Genomic DNA, 17,294 nt, shown 5'->3' on the forward strand with positions numbered 1-17,294 from the left:
TTTATTATTGTTATTTTTGAGACATATATAACATGGAAATTCTCCCAGGTATTAATAAGTTACGTCAACTTAATCAAATTAATGTACAAAATAATTGGTTAGCTACTTCAGAAGATATAGATCTAAACTCAATTAATTTTGATAAATTAGAATTAATTCAACCTAATGATCAAGGATATTTGACTTGGGAAGCCGGACATAAAGTTAAATGGTTCGTCCAAAAAATACTTATTCCTGAGCATTTACAAGGCTATCCTTTAGGGGGAATGATATTAAGATTATCTTTAGCTTGGTGGGCCGAAGATGCTCAAATTTTTGTCAATGGCCAATTAGTTCAAGCAGGAGATTTATTTGATTCTTCAGCTAGAATTTTATTAACTTCTTCGGTTCGACCAGGACAAGAAATTATTGTCACTTTACGGTTAATTAGTCCGGGTCATGATATTGGAGGTTTGATGCGTTCTCTTTTAATTTATGAAAGAGATTCCCATATTGATCCTGGTTTTGTAGCTGATGAATTAACTATATTATACAATTATTTAACTACATTTGAATCTAATAATTTAACTTATTTAGAAGATTCCCTTAATCAAATTGAGTGGGAAATAGTGGGGGATGCTCATAAATTTGATAGTTGTTTAATGAAAATACGTCAAACATTAGAACCTTTAGGAAATAAGATTAAACAGCGTAATTTTAATATACTAGGTCATGCCCATTTAGATATGGCTTGGTTATGGACAGTTTCTGAAACTTGGGAAGTGGCCGAGCGTACATTTAATTCAGTTATTAACTTACAAAAAGATTTTTCTTATCTCACATTTGGTCATACAACCTCTGTTCTTTATGCTTGGATAGAAAAACATCGTCCTCAGCTTTTTCAGCAGATTCAAGCTTCATATAAAGCAGGTACATGGGAAGTTTTGGGGGGGATGTGGGTCGAACCAGAGGTTAATTTAGTCTCAGGAGAATCTTTAGTAAGACAATTACTTTATGGGCAAAATTATCTTAAAGAAAAATTTGATCAGATAACAAAAGTTGCTTGGTTGCCCGATAGTTTTGGTTTTTCATGGCAACTTCCCCAACTTTTTAAACAAAGTGGAATTGAGTATTTTGTTACAGGTAAACTTCACTGGAATAATAGTTTTAAATTCCCTCATGGTGTCTTTTGGTGGCAGTCTCCTGACGGCACAAAACTATTAACTTTGATGTCTCCTCCTAATGTAGCTGGTGTGATGGATACTAATCCAATTACCATGACTAATTATAGTGTTCAATGGGAACAACAAACAGGGTTAAAAGAAATATTTTGGATTCCAGGAATAGGGGATCATGGTGGTGGCCCAACCCGTGATATGTTAGAAGTTAGTCAACGTTGGCAACAGTCTCCTTTCTTCCCTAAAGTTGAGTTTGTAACTGCTAAAAATTATTTAGATAAAGTCGCTAATCTCATTGATAAAAGTTTGGATGTTCCTGTTTGGAATGATGAACTATATTTAGATTTACATCGAGGTTGTTATACCAGTCATGCTGATCAAAAATATTTTAATCGTCGTAGTGAAGAATTATTATATAAAGCTGAATTATGGTCATCTTTAGCAACAATTATACAAGGAAAATCAGGAAATAATAATAAGCAAGAAAAAATAGAATATGCTTGGAAAAAAGTTTTATTTAATCAATTTCATGATATTTTACCAGGTACTTCAATTACAGATGTTTTTGTAGAAGCAAATGAAGATTGGCAAGAAGTTGAAAAAATCGGCACAGAAATATTAGAAGATGCTTTACAAAACATTATTTCTCACATATCTTTTCCTTCTCCTCCTCATATAAATAGTCAACCTATTGTTATTTTTAATCACTTAAACTGGCAAAGATCAGAAGTTGTAGAAATTCCTATTACAGATAATAATGTACAAGTTTATGATCTCGAAGGAAATCAATTAATCCCTCAAATATCTCATGATAATAAACTACTATTTTTAGCCCAAAATATTCCTGCTATTGGTTATCGAGTCTATTGGTTATCTAATAAATTAAATTATTCACCAAATCAGACATTATATACTGAAAATAAATATGTTTTACAAAATGAATATTTAATCGTTAAGATTAATTCACAAACCGGAAATATTGATAGTATTTATGATATAAAAAACCAACGAGAAATTTTACAAGGAATTGGTAATGAACTGCAAAGTTTTAGAGATAAAGGTCAATACTGGGACGCTTGGAATATTGATCCTGAATATCATAAATATGCTTTGCCTGATACGGAATTAAAATCTATTGAAACCTTAGAAAGTGGGCCAATTAGATGGCGAGTTCGTGTTATTAAACAATTAGGTAAATCAGAATTTTGTCAAGATTATATTTTACAAATTAATTCACCCATTTTAACTATTAAAAATCAAGTAAACTGGCAAGAAAAGTATGTTTTAGTTAAAGCATCTTTTCTCTTAAACTTAACAGGTGATTATACAACTTATGAGATTCCTTTTGCAGCTATTGAACGCACAAATTTACCTCAAACACCAGAAGAATCTGCCAAATGGGAGGTTCCTGCTTTAAGATGGGCAGATTTAACCGATAATTCAGGAGACTATGGGGTAAGCTTGTTAAATGACTGTAAATATGGCTATGATAGTCAAAGCGATCGCCTACGACTGACTTTATTAAAAAGTCCTCGTTGGCCAGACCCTACTTGTGATCAAGGCATTCACTATTTTACTTATGGTATTTATCCCCATCAAGGTAATTGGAAAGAGGCAAAAACTGTACAACGAGGTTATGAATTAAATCTTCCTTTACAGGTAGTTTTTCCTAATAAGAAACTCTCAAAAATTACTCAATTACCGCCTGTAGCACAACTTCTCAATATTTTAGATGATAATCTGATATTGTCAGCCTTTAAACCCTCTGAAAATCAAGCTAATTGTTGGATTTTACGATGTTATGAATCACAAGGGAAACCCGCTAAACTATGTTTAGAAAGCGATTTAAACTTACAAGTAACACATCCAGTTAATATTTTAGAGAACTCTGTACCTGAATTTTCTCAAATTGAACCTTGGAAAATTGTCAGTTTTTCTGTTAACATTATTAAGTAGATATCATTTCCCTTTGAGATATGGATGTGGAACGGGCATTTTGCCTGTGTCACAATTTTTAACATGGTGGGTTACGACGCGCCCTAAAACTTATTAGTTTTCCCTCGAAATCGTTGCCGCGTCTAACCCACCCTACGAATCTTTTGTATTAAATATTTAAAAATTATGTCTGAGAATTTTAAAAAAATTGTTATGGTTTTAGCGAGTCTTGCTTTCTTAGCTACCATGATATTTCCCTTAATGGGGTCTTTAAATAAATCCCCATCATCCTCAGAAAAAAGCAATGCAACGACGAATGAATCTGAAGACAAACAATTAAATGCGGTGGTTCAAGGATACGAAAAAGTCTTAGCTAGAGAACCCAATAATCCTACTGCTAAACAAGGATTACAACAAGTTTTAGAAGCTTTAGTTGTAACTAAAATCAAACAAAAAGACTTAAACGGTGCGATTCCGGTGATGGAAAAATTAGTTAAAGTTGACCCTAGTAATAGTAAATATAAAGAGATATTGACCAACATGAAACAAGAAAAATCCAAGCTAACAAACAAAATATTAGAACCTATACCTCAAGCTACACCTGAACTTATTCCTGAACCCATTCCTGAACCTGCTATCCCAACAAATCCCTAATAATTGAGAGACAAAATGAATTAAATAAAATTTGTGGGGGCGGGTTTTTGTAGGGGCGGGTTTTTTACAGGAGTTATGATGCTCACAAAAAAGTTAGATAAACCCGCCCTATGTTCCCTGATGCTCACAAAAAAGTTAGATAAACCCGCCCCCTAAAAGTCATGGCGGTTGCTATATGACCCAAAAAAAAGTCCGCGTTACCGGACTTATCAAAATTAATAATTAGGGTTTTTGCCTTTATCTAGGTTTAATAACCAACCGTCTATCAGGTTCTTGACCCCGACTTTCTGTCTCTAAATCAGGAGAATCCTGCAAAAACGAATGAATTTGACGACGTTCAGCCGAAGACAGAGAAGACATTTCTATTTCTCGGCCCGTCTGACGAACTTGTTGAGCAATCTGTTGCACCCAAATTTTCAGTTCTTCCTGACGCTTGAGACGATAACCGCACAATTCAACCGTAAATCCCTGTTGTTCAGAAGAATCTACACTTAAATTAATTAAAGTATTAGCAAGATACTGTATAGCATCAAGACCTTCCCCTCCATTACCCAATAAAAGGGCAATCTGTTCCGGTTTCAGTTGGTTATCATTAATTATTAACCAACACTCATCAGAGTCCGAGAGTCCATTGCTGCGATAGTCTAGCTTAACCTCTGCCGGAAGACCCATCAATTTTAGTAGAGTTTCTAGCCACTCTTTACCTGGCTTCCCTTGTTGCTCCATTTTTACGACTTTGACCTATGTTTTAGTGAAACTTTAAGAGGTTTTTTCTTTTTTCTTAGAACGCTTCTCAAATGGTAAGGCTTCCTTCGCTTTTTCCGCTTTTTCTTGTTGTATCACTAATTTTTGCAAGTTTTCTGGTAAAGGTTCCCGCATCAGGATAACTGTTTGTAGAGTTTGGAAAATATTAGCCACCACGATATACATCAGAACCCCTGATGGCAAAGGAAAAAAGAGAAACATAGCACTAAAAATCACCGGAGTAATTTTATTGACCGCTTGTTGTTGTTGGGCCCCACCCCCCGAAGAACCAGACAATTCTTGGTTGATATAGATACTGATACCAAAGAATAACACCATCCCCAGAATATCCCAGTTAATGGTTCCATCGGCAGCCGTCACTCCCACTTGTCCCAAAGCTTTAATAAAGAGGAAACCCGTATTAGCCGCAATACCTGGAATTGTGGCCTGAATAGTAGCGTCTCCAGGAATCAAAGCTTCAATCGTGCCATCTTCATTGATTTTTAGCCGTTCTGTCCCTTTAGTAACTGTAAGCTTAGGTTTTAGGTCACTATCTGGAATATTAGCCTCTAATTGTGACAGAGACTTGCCTTCAGTAGTTTGAAATTCAACCGTTGTTTTGTCTCCCACTGCCAGCTTATTGCCCCCAGGTAACAGGGCCGTAATTGGATAATGAAGACCATCACTGATGTAAATGTTACTCGGTTTAGTGGCAAACGGTTGAGGGGCAATAAGTTCAATCTGTTCTCTAGGGAGAATTTGGACATCAACCGTATAATTAATGTCAGAAAAAGGTGAACCGCGCAAAGTCGCAAACAACGCGAATAAAATCGGCATTTGTAACAGCAATGGTAAGCAACCCGCTAAAGGATTACCAAATTCCTGCATTATCTTACCCATTTCTTCCTGTTGTTTAGCCGGATCATCTTTATAGCGTTTTTGAATTTCTTCTTGTCGCTCTTTCATTAGCGGTTGAGTAATCCGCATTTTTCGCATATTGCGAATTTGTCCCGCACTCAGAGGATATAAACCAAAGCGAATTACTAGGGTTAAGGCAATAATACCAAAACCGTAGCTAGGCACAATCCCGTAGAAAAAATCCAGGATTGGCAGCATAATATTTGTGGAAATAAATCCGACACCAAAATCCATTAGTCTTAATCCAAGCTTTTCCGCTCTAAAGTGATCTATCGTCTAATTTACTCAATAATAAAAGTCAGCAAGAGATTAATGATCCTCCTGCCTCGTTTAATTTTAGAATCTATTAACTGGTAATTGCGTCAATGGAACGACCCGTTTTAGCCGCCACCTTTTCAGCCATATAGTCATAAATTTCCCGAAATTGGGGAACAGCCCGCATCTCCAAACGACTTTTATCTCTGAGGGTGACAACAATATCTCCCCACATACCAATTCCTCGTGGCATTTTGACGATCTTAACAATTTCACCATAGATAATATCAGTGCGATCGCGTCCCATCCAACCCCCAGTCACAGAAATGCGACGGTCAGTAATCCGATAACGTAACCAGATAGCGCGAACAACCGCAGAGACAGTCAACGGTAAACAAATCACCGTAAACCCCAATAAAATATTGATGATTAAATCCCCAATGTGGGGGCCGCCTTCATAAAAGGTGTTTTCTCGTATGCCCATAGATAATCTCGGCTTTGATGAACAACTCCTCTAATTCTCGCAAAAAATGTTCATAATTGCACTCAACTGCGTTACGCTTTACGGCTACCACTACCTTACATCCGGTAGAAATAGCCGGGATTAAAGGGCGAATAACCGCTCTAATTTGTCGTTTGAGACGATTACGAACAACGGCTTTTTTACTAACCTTTTGACTCACAGAAATGCCAAATTGAGGAGGTTCTGTTTCTCCAAGCGGATCAGTCTTTGATAGCACCCGTAACACAAGATGAGGGCTTTGATAACGACGACCCTGTTGATAGACGGATTGAAACTCTTTGGGGTGCTTCAGTCGGTTAGCTTTGGGTAATCCCACTGTTTTGACAGTTTAGCCTCAATGGTTAAGAGAATTTGTCCTATTTTAGACGCTTAACCGATGCCGTCCTTTTTTCCGTCTGGCTTGGATCACTCTACGACCGTTTGCTGTCTCCATTCTAGCCCGAAAACCGGACGTTCTCTTGCGTTTACGATTAGTTCCCCCAAGGGTACGCTGAGTCACAAATTTATTCCTCCAAAAAGCTACTGTTGTCTTAAGTTCTTAAAAGACACAGCTTTTCATTATATCCTGAAACCTTACACAGGTAAAGGGGTCATCTTATGAGTACGATTGAAATTTGACACACCTCAATTTGTTGCTATAGTAATAAAATAGTAATAAATAAAAAGGTTGCTATGACTCAATTACTGAAGAAAGCATTTTCTGAAGCCTCAAAATTGCCAGAAAATGCTCAAGATGCGATCGCTGAAATTATCTTAGCTGAGATTGCCTCACAAGAGCGTTGGAATGATTTATTTGCTAAGTCTCAAAATGTGCTGGCTGACCTTGCTCAAGAAGCACTGGCTGAGTATCAAGCGGGTAAAACTCAACCGCTTGAATGTGAGGATCAATGATTTCCAGAACAACGAAAAAGTTTTGGAAAGCTTATGCCAAACTTGATGAAACCATCCAGCAACAAGCTCACAATTCCTATCGTCTTTTCCGTCAAGATCAATACCATCCTAGCCTACACTTCAAGAAAGTGCATGACACTTTACCCATCTATTCTGCTAGAGTAAACCTTGATTATCGTGCAGTTGGTATTCTTGATAATAACGAAATTATCTGGTTTTGGATTGGTACTCATGATGCCTATGAAAAGCTTCTTTCTCGACTTTGATGGGTTATAGTCTAATAGGCTTACCAAATAAGAATAAAATAATCATTCACTCTTTCTATTTAAAATTTGTTGAGAAAACCAATTTGCCACACTAACATTTGTTTCTTGGTCTAAGCGTTCTAAACTTTCCACTAATAACTTAATTGGTAATCCTCTTAATACTAAGGATACATCCCCTTGTTGATATTGTCCATTATCTTGTAATTGAAAAGCAAAAACTCGTTTTGCTTGTACATCAATTACCCAATATTCAGGAATTCCTAAATCAGCATAGAGATGTTTTTTTTCATCTAAATCACTGGATAAAGTTGTATCTGAAATTTCTCCAACTAGGTTAGGAACTGGCCATTGATCTAAATTAATATAACGACTTTCTCCCTGTTTCCATTTGGGGTAATCTTTTCCCAAATAAACTACTAAATCTGGTGCTGCTGAACGTTTTTCTCTCTTTTCTAATAATACACCTCCAAAACTATTCATGTTTATTTCTGGATGTTGGCTAAACCAAATAAACAAGATCATGGTAAATAAATCATTAATAGAAGTATGATTAATCCCTTCTTTTCCCATTTGAATTAAGAGTTTATTTTGATAATAATATAATTTAATTCTTTGCTCTTCTAAAGTATCACGATAGTTAAGATAATCATCCCAATTTGCTGTTTTCCATTGGGGTAAAGAGAAGAAAAAAGAGTATGATATTTCTGGAGAAATTATTGAAGTCATGATGTTGGTTATAGATTGATTTATGGGTTCTACCAGACAAGTTATGCTAAATTATTACAAATAATAAACGTTAATTATTAGTTTAACATAGTAAGTCCGACAGAACCTAATTCTGTATCATGACTTACGCATCAGCAATAAATTTAGGGTCAATTCATGAATTGACCCTACCAAAACACTCCATATATAGAGCAGTTGTTTAAATCCAGGGAATTTTGCCTTCTTAGTTAACCTTTTTCAATGGATAAAATCCAAGTTCCTACATAAAGTCGAACGGGAATATTGCCAGAACTCAGCACATCACAAATAAAATAATAAGTTCCAGAACTGGGATTTTTCACATTAGAAAAGACAATATCAACTTTTTGACTAGCTTCAATATTTTCAGCTAAATCAATTTCAATCACTCGACTTTCTTTATCCCAATATACTTCTCGTATAGGAACAGTCTTTCCTTTAATACGAATTTGTACAGAGTCTAGGTCAAATTTTCCATTAAATTCGGGTTTCTCTAAGTAGGAGATATAAAACTTACTGACTCCTTGAGTGAGTTTCTTCCCAGGTACATAGAGTTTATAACGTTCCCCAACATTCTCTGGCCGGCCACCAAAGTCTAAATGATAATCAAGGATATTATTACGGTTATCAACCCCACTAAAAATGGTTAAACCAGGGTTACTTCCGGCCCAAGTCAAAGCTTGTAGACCGGTCAATAAGCAACCTGATACAGCTAGGGCCGCTAGTAATCGTTTAGAGACAAAGCTTAAGGAGAATTTAGGGTGCTTATTCATAAAAGGTTTTATTAGAAGAAAATGGGTTTTTGGACAGAGTAAGCTAGACTTACCCTAAATTTAAGGATAGCAAACTAGAATCTATATCGGTGGCAGTTCAGCTTAAGACATTGAAATTTATGGTTTTAATCCAAAAATGCGATCGCCTTACCAATAATAATTAATTTAATTTTTTCTTGAGAAATTGGATAAGATTCATAAGGATTGTCTTTTAAGAGATATAACAACTTAGTTACTTGTTTTGCTAATCCAGCACTCACAAGCTTTCTCGTGTCTTTTTCAGCTTGTTTAGTAAAAAATAATTGCCAATTATCCATTTAAAATGTCTCTAATTGCCGCTTCATTTATACAATCTTCAATCGGTGTATTTCCCCCTTCAATGATGGACTTAACCATACCAGGAATAGAATGTAAATAAAGTGTTTCTTGAATCGAATTCCAATCTTCTTCTGCAATTAAAACAGCATTTCCTTGTGTACCCGATAAAAGAATCGCTTGATGATTATCATTGGTTTGATTGACCAACTGCTCGATTTCATCCTTAGCTTGATTAATATTAATAATTTTCACAAAATACTTCTTGGATATGCTTAACTATAATTATTATAGCAACTGATAAAACAGCAAAAAGCACCCCCTTTATAGAGAGTGCTTTTTGTTAATTATTCAGTTTTATTTAATCAAGGAATTAACCATTGATAGCGGGAGCAGAAATAGGTTCAGCAGAAGCTAAATCTAAGGGGAAGTTGTGAGCGTTGCGCTCGTGCATTACTTCCATCCCGATACCAGCACGGTTTAATACATCAGCCCAGGTTCCGATTACACGACCTTGTGAGTCTAGAATGGATTGGTTGAAGTTAAATCCGTTTAAGTTGAAAGCCATGGTGGACACACCCATTGCGGTGAACCAAATACCGATGACAGGCCATGCTCCTAAAAAGAAGTGTAAAGCGCGGCTGTTGTTAAAAGAAGCGTATTGGAAAATTAAACGGCCAAAGTAACCATGAGCAGCTACAATGTTATAGGTTTCTTCTTCTTGTCCAAACTTGTAACCGTAGTTTAAAGACTCGATTTCAGTGGTTTCACGAACTAAAGAAGAGGTTACTAAAGAACCGTGCATCGCGGAGAACAAAGAACCACCAAAGACACCAGCAACTCCCAACATATGGAAGGGGTGCATCAAAATGTTGTGTTCAGCTTGGAACACGAACATGAAGTTGAAGGTTCCAGAGATTCCTAAAGGCATACCATCAGAGAAAGAACCTTGTCCGATGGGATAGATTAAGAATACTGCAGTTGCCGCAGATACGGGTGCGCTGTAAGCGACACAAATCCAAGGACGCATTCCTAAACGGTAGGAGAGTTCCCACTGACGACCCATGTAGCAGAAAATACCAATTAAGAAGTGGAAAACCACTAATTGGTAAGGGCCGCCGTTGTAGAGCCATTCATCAAGAGAAGCTGCTTCCCAAATAGGATAGAAGTGTAATCCGATAGCGTTAGAAGAAGGAACAACTGCACCAGAGATGATGTTGTTTCCATAAAGCAAAGAACCAGCAACTGGTTCACGGATACCATCGATGTCTACGGGAGGAGCAGCGATGAAAGCGATGATGAAGCAGGTGGCAGCAGTTAAGAGGGTGGGGATCATTAAAGTACCGAACCAACCTACATAAATGCGGTTGTTGGTGCTTGTTACCCACTGACAGAACTGTTCCCATACGGAGACGCTCTCGCGTTGTTGTAAGGTAGTGGTCATGTGCTTATAATTCCTGTATTAATTTGTCAAGGTACGATGTTTTGACTTCTCTATATTAAACAATATTTCAAGTTTTGTAAAGTTTTTTCAGAAAAATTATTTTTATCTTAATCATAAGTTTAGCTTATGTAATTTTCTTTATGTACAGTATAGGATCATATTTGAATTTAATTTCAACCTGAACGATATATGATGAATTAGGGGTGATTCTGGCTTTTATGTATTAATGGGTAAAAAACGTGATATTAAACAGGTCGATGCGATCGCCGGAGAGTTTCATATGTCAGCCGAATTAAGAGATGCTTTTGGCATATTTCTTGAAAAAGAAAAAAACAATGGTTATGGCGGTACTTTAAATGATAGAGGCGATTTTACCTATGGAGAACTCCGCCAAAAAGCTAAAGAATTTTTAGAGGATTTTAATTATGGCAACTAAAACTTCTATTACTAATTCTCAGAGTGATTTAAAACAAATTATTAGATTAATTACTAAAAGAATTGTCGGTGAAACTTGTCATAAAGTTTTATTTAGATATGGAGATGAATTACTGTTAGCTTTTGGTGAAATGACACCTTATTCTCATCCTAAGTTAGCACATTTATACAAAGGAAGTTGGCGATTAGGAACAAGGGCAACACCTTGGATTTGTAAACACAATAATCATATTTTAGTATCTTCCACTGAACTGGATTCAGAGGAAAAAATACAAACGGGAAAAAATTTATTAAAACAGTTAGAGAATAAAAAGCTGCATGAACTTATTATTGATGTTCACAATATTGGCTTAAATTTATGTTTTGAGAATAATTATCAACTGATTTTAGAGCCAGATTTACAAGATGATTCTGGGCTTACTTATTGGGAGTTGTTTATGCCAACTGAGCAAATTTTAACGGTTGGACCTGGTTTTTTTTGGGAATGTAAATCCATTCATGAACGGTGTTAATATAGGGTTGTTTTGATTCCTTGGTTCAATAATTAGAAGTATTGCTCGCCAATTTGCTTGAACAGTGATATAACTTTAATGTGTAATATTTAGCGTCATGGGAATGTCACTTAAAATCCTATTAACCCTCGGTAGCATTGCTTTAACCAATGTTCCTTTAGTCTCCTTAGCACAATTTGATAGTCGTTCTCCCTCCTTTTGTGAAAGTTACGCTAGGGATTTTGCTGATCGTCATGCTCAAGGCGGATTTTTCAGAGGTGGGGCCAGGGGGGCAGCCACAGGGGCAGCTATTGGGGCGATCGCCGACGGTGGACGGGGGGCCGGAACCGGGGCCGCCATTGGGTCAGTCGTGGGAATTATTGGGGGTAGTGCGCGTCGTGCCTCCGATTATGATAGTCTATATCGTCAAGCCTTTGATGATTGTATGCGCGGTGAGCGGTTACGATAAATTAGAAAAATAGACATAAAATTAAGGAGATAAAATGAAATTAATCAACAAATTTTTCTGGGTTGTTGCTCTTAGTATTTTAGTTACAGAACTTTCAGTTAAGCCTACTTATGCTCAAGAAGATACTCAAAATACTAATGTTGATTTAAGTAAAATTAGCTGTCGAGAAGTTTTAAAAATGCCAGGAGAAGATAAACAATTTACTTTTGTTTTTTTTCACGGATTAATAACTGGTAAAAACAAACAAATGACCATAGATAGAATTGCTTTAAGAGAAGCCAGTGATAAAATTACTGATTATTGTATTGAGAATCCCAAGGCATCCTTAATGAGTGGCTTTGAAAAATATCGTTAAACAAAATTTAACGATGGAGGAGACGACTATTCTCGATAAAATAGAAAGAGGATAGTCGTTATCTAAGAAATTATTATGACAGTTACAACAATTGAAACCCAATGGGTTCAAGTCAAAAACGGGAATTTAGACATTGATGCTTATGTGGCTAAACCCTCACAAGAAGGCGAATTTCCCGGAATTATCGTTATTCAAGAAATTTTTGGAGTTAATGAACATATCCGAGATGTAACCGAACGAATAGCTAAAGAGGGATATGTAGCGATCGCGCCGGCCATTTATCAAAGGTTAGCCCCTGGGTTTGAAGCGGGTTACACTCCTGAAGATATTAAGATCGGTAAACAGTACAAAAATCAAACCAAAGCATCAGAACTTCTCAGTGATATTCAAACCACCATTAACTATCTTTATACCTTGCCAAATGTCAAAAAAGGGGGTGTAGGTTCTATTGGCTTTTGTTTTGGGGGTCATGTTACCTATTTAGCCGCCACCCTCGATGATATAGCAATAACCGCCTCATTTTATGGGGCAGGGATTACTAATTCTACACCTGGAGACGGAGAACCAACAATTAATTGCACTGCCAATATTAAAGGAAGCATTTACACTTTTTTTGGCGATAAAGATACCAGTATTCCCCCACAACAAGTCGATCAAATAGAAACTGCTTTACAAAAGTACAACATTTCTCATCAGGTTTTTCGGTATCAAGAGGCAGATCACGGCTTTTTCTGTGATCAACGAGGAAGTTATCATGCACCCTCAGCGCAAGATGCTTGGAACCGTGTGTTAGAGTTATTTATCAGTCTAAGATAGTTAACCAGTGACCTTAAGGATAACTGGGAACAATAATTTGCTCTTTTTTGTTCATTCAACAACCATGAAATCAGACTCTAGTAACCCCAAAGCATCCAAAATTTCCTTCTCAATGGATGACTTTGCTCAAGCCCTCAACAAACACGATTATAACTTTGAAAAAGGACAAGTTATTCGTGGCAAAATTGTTCAGCACACATCTGACGGTGCTTATGTAGACATTGGAGGTAAGTCCACAGGATTTGTTCCCGTCACAGAGGCAACTCTCAAATCCGTCACTAATTTAGCTGATGTTCTCCCTGTCAATGAAGAATTTGATTTTTTAATTACCAGTGACCAAAATGCTGAGGGTCAGGTTAACTTATCCCGTCGTCAACTGCAACTGCAAAAAGCTTGGGAAAATATCGCTGAAATGTCAGAAAGTGGCCAATCTGTCCAAATGCGGGTAACGGCTATTAATAAAGGGGGTGTCATTGGGGAAGTGGAAGGGTTACGGGGTTTCATTCCGCGATCGCATCTAGTCGAAAGAGATGATGTAGATTCATTAGTAGGTCAATTATTAACCGCTACTTTCTTAGAAGTTAATCAAGAAAATAAAAAGTTGGTTCTCTCGCAAAAACGGGCGAGAATGGCTTCGGAAATGGGTAAATTAACCCCCGGAACCTTGATTGCGGGTAAAGTAGCTAAAATCCAACCTTACGGGGTATTTATTGATTTAAACGGGGTTACGGGTTTACTGCATATTACTCAAGTCAGTGGGGTAAGAATTGATGCTTTAACGACGGTATTTAAGATAGGGCAAGAAATTCAAGTAATGATTCTCACCCTAGATGAATTTAAAGGTCGTATTTCTTTGTCTACTAAAATTCTGGAAAGTTACCCAGGTGAAATTCTGGAAAAATTTGATGAAATGATGGCCACTGCTTCGGCTAGAGTGGAACAGGCTAGGGAGAAAATGGAAAAAGAAGTTGAATAAAGTGAGCAGAATTGCTTACTCGTCTAAGCTGTTGTGCATTTAAACCGCTTATTTTAAACTTTGGTACAGACGTTAAAACCCCCTCTCCCTGCTCCGAAGCTCCCTGCTCCCATGCAGTCACAACAGGTCAATTAAATGCGTGACAGCTTATTTTAGCTCACGGGGTGACAACAAGGTTAAAATGGAGGCAGGGGTTGGGGGATAGAGGTTAGGGGTTAGGGAAAATTTCTTTCATCGTAATTTAAGTTGATGACCATCTCTATTACAAAAAGAGTCAATTTTACCGTTATCAAACCTCAACATCATCTTCAATTTATCCCCAACCCCTAACCCCTAAAAACTAACCCCCCTAAAATTATGACTTTTGTGAGAGCTAATTTATTGAAAATATTGGAATATTTCTGTTTTAAATTAAGCTTAACTTTGAGCATATCCACCATCTACTACAATCGTTTGACGAGTAATTGCGCGAGAACTTTCTGAGGCTAAAAATAGATAAGTTCCCATCAATTCATCAGGGGTAAGTTCAAGAGGAATTGATTGTAATTCATTGATAGTTTTCTGCTTAGCTTCTGGTGTCACCCATTGTTCTAATTGTCTTTCTGTCATAATCCAACCAGGAGCAACTGCATTAACACGAATATGATGTTTTCCTGCTGCTGTTGCTAAACTACGAACTAAACCAATGACTGCTGCTTTTGTAGTGTTATAGGCGATCATATCGGGTTTAGCAATCCAAAAAACATGAGAACTTGTCATAATAATACTACCACCACCGGCTTTAATCATATCAGGTAAAAGTTCACGACAAGTAATAAAATAATGGACAACATTTAATTGAAATAAATGATTCCATTCTTCTTCAGACATCTCTAATAAAGGATATCTTGGATCATACCCTGCATTATTAATTAAAACATCAACAATGGGAGTTTCTTGTTTGATTAAATTTAAGGTCTTTGTCAGTTCTGAAGTATTAGTTAAATCTACGGAATAGACATTAACTTTACAGTTCAAATTTTCACAATCTTTTGCTATTTTTAATCCCTTATCTTTATCTAAATCAAGGATAGTCACTTCTGATGCTTGTTGAGCAAAAGTACGGGTCAAAGCTTCTCCAATACCATTACTTCCTCCCGTGATTAACACATGCTTATTCTTTAAATCTGGATAGACAGGAAACATGATTTTCTCCAAGTAATTGAGTAGATGTAATTGTTAGTGATGAGGAGTTTACAGAGCAAAAATTAATGCTTTTTAAACTAAAGTAGTTTCTTGTTGCATTAACCAATTTTTACTGGTTTGAAGATAGAATTTTAGTTCATCAAAATCTCCTGCTAATGGAGAACCTGGGGTCTGTCTCGGATGAGCGCATTCTAAAATAATAGGGCCAGTATAATTAATTTGATCTAAGGTCTTAAATTGGGTAGTAAAATCTGTATGACCTAACCCAATTCCTTTGCGATTAGAATCAGCAATTTGATAAATACTGAGTTTATCTTTACACATTATGATGGCTTTATTGAGATCGTTTTCTTCTAAATTCATGTGAAAAGTATCAAGTATAATTGTCAAATTATGGGCATCAACTTGATTGATTAACTCAACAACATCAACACTGGTAAGAATGAAGCGACAAAGATAACGGTTAAGGGGTTCAAATCCCAAGTTAATATTAGCTTTCTGAGCATAAATAGCAAGCTTTTTACAAGAATCAATCAGCCAATAAATTGCCCCCAAATAATCCTTAATTGATTGATTTTGAATGTATTCATGACAAGTAATAACTGGATGTCCTAATTCTGCTCCGTAATCGATTAATTTTTTGTAATAATCAATCGCTATTTGTCTACAATTTAGGTAATTATTAGCTAAATCAAAATTAGCAGGAGTCAAGGAAAAAACATCTAAATTATGATCATTTAAAACTTTTTTAACCTCTGTTGATGATACCTTTTCAATGTCAACATAAACCTCCATACCATCAAAACCCATACTGGCGATAATTTTCGCACTTTCAATTAAATCTACATCGCCAAAAATCCAATTAGTTACGCCAATTTTTCGTTTCATAATTACCTCCATTTTTTTCTGAAATAATTTGTTTTTTAGACTCTAAGAATAGAGTCTTTGATTTATATCTAACTACTGAGATGTCCGAAGTCTTATTAGCAGAAAATTTAAGAAAATAAGCACTGTTAAAGCAAAAATAGCACTACTATAAAACACCCCTTGCATTCCCCAAATAGTAAACATTCCTCCTGCTAAAATCGGGCCTAATGCTTGTCCTAAAGACAAAACTGTTGCATTAACTGCCATAAAACCTGCCCGATATTCTTGGGGTGCTAATTCTCCTAATAAAGCTTGGGTTGAAGGAAATACCATTCCATGAGCCAAACCAAATAAAATACTGGGAAGAAATAGCAACCAAATATTATGAATTAATGGTGTAATAATTAAAGCAGTAGCATACACAATAAATGAAGCTTTAATGAGAGTTACTTCAGACAAAAATCGGGCAAATAATCCTAATTGAGATGAGACAAATGCCAAAGAAAGAGCCATACTCGCTAAAATAATTCCTATGACAAAATGAGAAGCACCTAATTGAGCATCCGCTAATAAAGGGATATAGGTGAAGTAGGGACCAAATAAGAGAATAAACAAAGCAACAACCGCTATTAATAAGCCTATCACTTGGCGATTATTAATACTATTCCAAATATTCCCTAAATAGCTTTTTAATTCAAATGTTTCGGATTGAGGTCGATGAGGAATTCTCAAAAAAAATAACACAAAAAAACTAAGAGGAACTGCCATCAAAGGTAATAAAAAAGGATAACGCCATCCCCAAGTAGTTAACCCTCCACTAATTAAAGGATAAATTGCTAAACTAAGACCAATACTGGTGGCATTAAAAGCCATCGCTGCTGTTAGTAATTTACCTCGATAAAGGTCACTAATTAAGGTTAAAGCTAATGACTCTAATGGTGCAGCACCAACTCCCTGAAGAAAGCGAAATTCGATTAAAGTCCGAAAATTTGCAGCCAATGAACATACCATTCCAGCAATTGCAAATAAGAGCAACGCAGGGACTAATATTTGCTTTCTTCCGTAGCGATCTGCTAATATT

At 36.3% G+C, this 17,294-nt stretch carries 23 protein-coding genes; 10 read left to right on the forward strand and 13 right to left on the reverse strand.

Features of this window, described 5'->3' with window-relative positions:
- Window positions 1-32 precede the first annotated feature (32 nt).
- Window positions 33-3,113 carry an alpha-mannosidase gene (locus tag AsFPU1_RS19740; RefSeq protein WP_124973081.1) on the forward strand — a complete coding sequence of 1,027 codons (3,081 nt, stop codon included), beginning with the start codon at window positions 33-35 and terminating at the stop codon, window positions 3,111-3,113.
- 165 nt (window positions 3,114-3,278) lie between these two features.
- Window positions 3,279-3,746, forward strand: coding sequence for a tetratricopeptide repeat protein (locus AsFPU1_RS19745; RefSeq protein ID WP_124973079.1), 468 nt, complete (start codon window positions 3,279-3,281; stop codon window positions 3,744-3,746).
- 237 nt (window positions 3,747-3,983) lie between these two features.
- Here AsFPU1_RS19745 and AsFPU1_RS19750 read toward each other — a convergent pair whose 3' ends face one another.
- The 5 genes from AsFPU1_RS19750 to rpmH form a co-directional block, all read right to left on the reverse strand.
- Complete coding sequence (locus tag AsFPU1_RS19750; protein WP_124973077.1) at window positions 3,984-4,472, reverse strand: Jag family protein; 489 nt, start codon at window positions 4,470-4,472, stop codon at window positions 3,984-3,986.
- 33 nt (window positions 4,473-4,505) lie between these two features.
- Window positions 4,506-5,642: a membrane protein insertase YidC gene (yidC, locus tag AsFPU1_RS19755; RefSeq protein ID WP_124973075.1), complete on the reverse strand. Its 1,137-nt coding sequence runs from the start codon at window positions 5,640-5,642 to the stop codon at window positions 4,506-4,508.
- Window positions 5,643-5,754: 112 nt separating this feature from the next.
- Window positions 5,755-6,147, reverse strand: coding sequence for a PH domain-containing protein (locus AsFPU1_RS19760; protein ID WP_124973073.1), 393 nt, complete (start codon window positions 6,145-6,147; stop codon window positions 5,755-5,757).
- Window positions 6,119-6,502 (reverse strand): ribonuclease P protein component, encoded by a 384-nt coding sequence (gene rnpA, locus AsFPU1_RS19765; RefSeq protein WP_124973071.1) that lies wholly within the window; start codon window positions 6,500-6,502, stop codon window positions 6,119-6,121. The genes AsFPU1_RS19760 and rnpA overlap by 29 nt, the downstream gene beginning before the upstream one ends.
- A 45-nt stretch (window positions 6,503-6,547) precedes the next feature.
- Entirely contained in the window at window positions 6,548-6,685 is a 138-nt protein-coding gene (gene rpmH, locus AsFPU1_RS19770) for a 50S ribosomal protein L34 (protein ID WP_124973069.1), read from the reverse strand.
- Window positions 6,686-6,858: 173 nt separating this feature from the next.
- On the opposite strand from rpmH, the gene AsFPU1_RS19775 reads away from it, so the two are divergent.
- Both AsFPU1_RS19775 and AsFPU1_RS19780 read left to right on the forward strand, forming a co-directional pair.
- A complete protein-coding gene (locus AsFPU1_RS19775; RefSeq protein WP_124973067.1) occupies window positions 6,859-7,077 on the forward strand; it encodes a hypothetical protein in 219 nt (72 codons plus the stop codon).
- A complete protein-coding gene (locus tag AsFPU1_RS19780; RefSeq protein ID WP_124973065.1) occupies window positions 7,074-7,343 on the forward strand; it encodes a ParE family toxin-like protein in 270 nt (89 codons plus the stop codon). The genes AsFPU1_RS19775 and AsFPU1_RS19780 overlap by 4 nt, the downstream gene beginning before the upstream one ends.
- A 42-nt stretch (window positions 7,344-7,385) precedes the next feature.
- On the opposite strand, the gene AsFPU1_RS19785 is transcribed toward AsFPU1_RS19780, so the two are convergent.
- The 5 genes from AsFPU1_RS19785 to psbA form a co-directional block, all read right to left on the reverse strand.
- Entirely contained in the window at window positions 7,386-8,069 is a 684-nt protein-coding gene (locus AsFPU1_RS19785) for a Uma2 family endonuclease (RefSeq protein ID WP_124973063.1), read from the reverse strand.
- A gap of 227 nt (window positions 8,070-8,296) precedes the next feature.
- The gene (locus tag AsFPU1_RS19790) at window positions 8,297-8,860 is read right to left on the reverse strand and encodes a DUF2808 domain-containing protein (protein WP_124973061.1); all 564 of its coding nucleotides are present in this window, start codon (window positions 8,858-8,860) and stop codon (window positions 8,297-8,299) included.
- 125 nt (window positions 8,861-8,985) lie between these two features.
- Window positions 8,986-9,177: a type II toxin-antitoxin system RelE family toxin gene (locus AsFPU1_RS19795; RefSeq protein ID WP_124973059.1), complete on the reverse strand. Its 192-nt coding sequence runs from the start codon at window positions 9,175-9,177 to the stop codon at window positions 8,986-8,988.
- Window positions 9,170-9,430 carry a type II toxin-antitoxin system Phd/YefM family antitoxin gene (locus AsFPU1_RS19800; RefSeq protein ID WP_124973057.1) on the reverse strand — a complete coding sequence of 87 codons (261 nt, stop codon included), beginning with the start codon at window positions 9,428-9,430 and terminating at the stop codon, window positions 9,170-9,172. Before AsFPU1_RS19800 ends, AsFPU1_RS19795 begins: the two co-directional genes overlap by 8 nt.
- 118 nt (window positions 9,431-9,548) lie before the next feature.
- A complete protein-coding gene (psbA, locus tag AsFPU1_RS19805) occupies window positions 9,549-10,619 on the reverse strand; it encodes a photosystem II q(b) protein (RefSeq protein ID WP_124971604.1) in 1,071 nt (356 codons plus the stop codon).
- 226 nt (window positions 10,620-10,845) lie between these two features.
- On the opposite strand from psbA, the gene AsFPU1_RS19810 reads away from it, so the two are divergent.
- The 6 genes from AsFPU1_RS19810 (at window position 10,846) to AsFPU1_RS19835 (ending at window position 14,161) form a co-directional block, all read left to right on the forward strand.
- Window positions 10,846-11,055 (forward strand): hypothetical protein, encoded by a 210-nt coding sequence (locus AsFPU1_RS19810; protein ID WP_124973055.1) that lies wholly within the window; start codon window positions 10,846-10,848, stop codon window positions 11,053-11,055.
- Window positions 11,045-11,566 (forward strand): hypothetical protein, encoded by a 522-nt coding sequence (locus AsFPU1_RS19815; RefSeq protein ID WP_124973053.1) that lies wholly within the window; start codon window positions 11,045-11,047, stop codon window positions 11,564-11,566. The genes AsFPU1_RS19810 and AsFPU1_RS19815 overlap by 11 nt, the downstream gene beginning before the upstream one ends.
- Before the next feature lie 103 nt (window positions 11,567-11,669).
- A complete protein-coding gene (locus tag AsFPU1_RS19820) occupies window positions 11,670-12,014 on the forward strand; it encodes a hypothetical protein (RefSeq protein ID WP_124973051.1) in 345 nt (114 codons plus the stop codon).
- A 34-nt stretch (window positions 12,015-12,048) separates the two neighbouring features.
- Window positions 12,049-12,369 carry an HdeA/HdeB family chaperone gene (locus tag AsFPU1_RS19825; protein WP_124973049.1) on the forward strand — a complete coding sequence of 107 codons (321 nt, stop codon included), beginning with the start codon at window positions 12,049-12,051 and terminating at the stop codon, window positions 12,367-12,369.
- A 75-nt stretch (window positions 12,370-12,444) separates the two neighbouring features.
- Window positions 12,445-13,185, forward strand: coding sequence for a dienelactone hydrolase family protein (locus AsFPU1_RS19830; protein WP_124973047.1), 741 nt, complete (start codon window positions 12,445-12,447; stop codon window positions 13,183-13,185).
- Window positions 13,186-13,249: 64 nt separating this feature from the next.
- The gene (locus AsFPU1_RS19835; RefSeq protein WP_124973045.1) at window positions 13,250-14,161 is read left to right on the forward strand and encodes a S1 RNA-binding domain-containing protein; all 912 of its coding nucleotides are present in this window, start codon (window positions 13,250-13,252) and stop codon (window positions 14,159-14,161) included.
- Between the two features lie 417 nt (window positions 14,162-14,578).
- On the opposite strand, the gene AsFPU1_RS19840 is transcribed toward AsFPU1_RS19835, so the two are convergent.
- The 3 genes from AsFPU1_RS19840 to AsFPU1_RS19850 form a co-directional block, all read right to left on the reverse strand.
- Window positions 14,579-15,346 carry an SDR family NAD(P)-dependent oxidoreductase gene (locus AsFPU1_RS19840; protein WP_124973043.1) on the reverse strand — a complete coding sequence of 256 codons (768 nt, stop codon included), beginning with the start codon at window positions 15,344-15,346 and terminating at the stop codon, window positions 14,579-14,581.
- Between the two features lie 72 nt (window positions 15,347-15,418).
- Entirely contained in the window at window positions 15,419-16,234 is an 816-nt protein-coding gene (locus AsFPU1_RS19845; RefSeq protein ID WP_172957462.1) for a sugar phosphate isomerase/epimerase family protein, read from the reverse strand.
- A 72-nt stretch (window positions 16,235-16,306) separates the two neighbouring features.
- A partial coding sequence (locus AsFPU1_RS19850; RefSeq protein WP_174715391.1) for an MFS transporter occupies window positions 16,307-17,294 on the reverse strand: 988 nt, incomplete at its 5' end.

Origin of the sequence: Aphanothece sacrum FPU1, assembly GCF_003864295.1 — a bacterium.
GTDB classification, from domain to species: domain Bacteria; phylum Cyanobacteriota; class Cyanobacteriia; order Cyanobacteriales; family Microcystaceae; genus Aphanothece_B; species Aphanothece_B sacrum.

What these genes read in the sequence shown, in the direction of transcription:
- AsFPU1_RS19845 (WP_172957462.1), bottom strand. Translation starts at nt 16,234, where the DNA reads ATGAAACGAAAAATTGGCGTAACTAATTGGATTTTTGGCGATGTAGAT.
- yidC (WP_124973075.1), bottom strand. Translation starts at nt 5,642, where the DNA reads ATGGATTTTGGTGTCGGATTTATTTCCACAAATATTATGCTGCCAATC.
- AsFPU1_RS19775 (WP_124973067.1), top strand. Translation starts at nt 6,859, where the DNA reads ATGACTCAATTACTGAAGAAAGCATTTTCTGAAGCCTCAAAATTGCCA.
- AsFPU1_RS19810 (WP_124973055.1), top strand. Translation starts at nt 10,846, where the DNA reads ATGGGTAAAAAACGTGATATTAAACAGGTCGATGCGATCGCCGGAGAG.
- AsFPU1_RS19750 (WP_124973077.1), bottom strand. Translation starts at nt 4,472, where the DNA reads ATGGAGCAACAAGGGAAGCCAGGTAAAGAGTGGCTAGAAACTCTACTA.
- psbA (WP_124971604.1), bottom strand. Translation starts at nt 10,619, where the DNA reads ATGACCACTACCTTACAACAACGCGAGAGCGTCTCCGTATGGGAACAG.
- AsFPU1_RS19825 (WP_124973049.1), top strand. Translation starts at nt 12,049, where the DNA reads ATGAAATTAATCAACAAATTTTTCTGGGTTGTTGCTCTTAGTATTTTA.
- AsFPU1_RS19790 (WP_124973061.1), bottom strand. Translation starts at nt 8,860, where the DNA reads ATGAATAAGCACCCTAAATTCTCCTTAAGCTTTGTCTCTAAACGATTA.
- AsFPU1_RS19795 (WP_124973059.1), bottom strand. Translation starts at nt 9,177, where the DNA reads ATGGATAATTGGCAATTATTTTTTACTAAACAAGCTGAAAAAGACACG.
- AsFPU1_RS19835 (WP_124973045.1), top strand. Translation starts at nt 13,250, where the DNA reads ATGAAATCAGACTCTAGTAACCCCAAAGCATCCAAAATTTCCTTCTCA.
- AsFPU1_RS19740 (WP_124973081.1), top strand. Translation starts at nt 33, where the DNA reads ATGGAAATTCTCCCAGGTATTAATAAGTTACGTCAACTTAATCAAATT.
- AsFPU1_RS19785 (WP_124973063.1), bottom strand. Translation starts at nt 8,069, where the DNA reads ATGACTTCAATAATTTCTCCAGAAATATCATACTCTTTTTTCTTCTCT.
- AsFPU1_RS19745 (WP_124973079.1), top strand. Translation starts at nt 3,279, where the DNA reads ATGTCTGAGAATTTTAAAAAAATTGTTATGGTTTTAGCGAGTCTTGCT.
- AsFPU1_RS19840 (WP_124973043.1), bottom strand. Translation starts at nt 15,346, where the DNA reads ATGTTTCCTGTCTATCCAGATTTAAAGAATAAGCATGTGTTAATCACG.
- AsFPU1_RS19760 (WP_124973073.1), bottom strand. Translation starts at nt 6,147, where the DNA reads ATGGGCATACGAGAAAACACCTTTTATGAAGGCGGCCCCCACATTGGG.
- AsFPU1_RS19830 (WP_124973047.1), top strand. Translation starts at nt 12,445, where the DNA reads ATGACAGTTACAACAATTGAAACCCAATGGGTTCAAGTCAAAAACGGG.
- AsFPU1_RS19780 (WP_124973065.1), top strand. Translation starts at nt 7,074, where the DNA reads ATGATTTCCAGAACAACGAAAAAGTTTTGGAAAGCTTATGCCAAACTT.
- AsFPU1_RS19820 (WP_124973051.1), top strand. Translation starts at nt 11,670, where the DNA reads ATGTCACTTAAAATCCTATTAACCCTCGGTAGCATTGCTTTAACCAAT.
- AsFPU1_RS19815 (WP_124973053.1), top strand. Translation starts at nt 11,045, where the DNA reads ATGGCAACTAAAACTTCTATTACTAATTCTCAGAGTGATTTAAAACAA.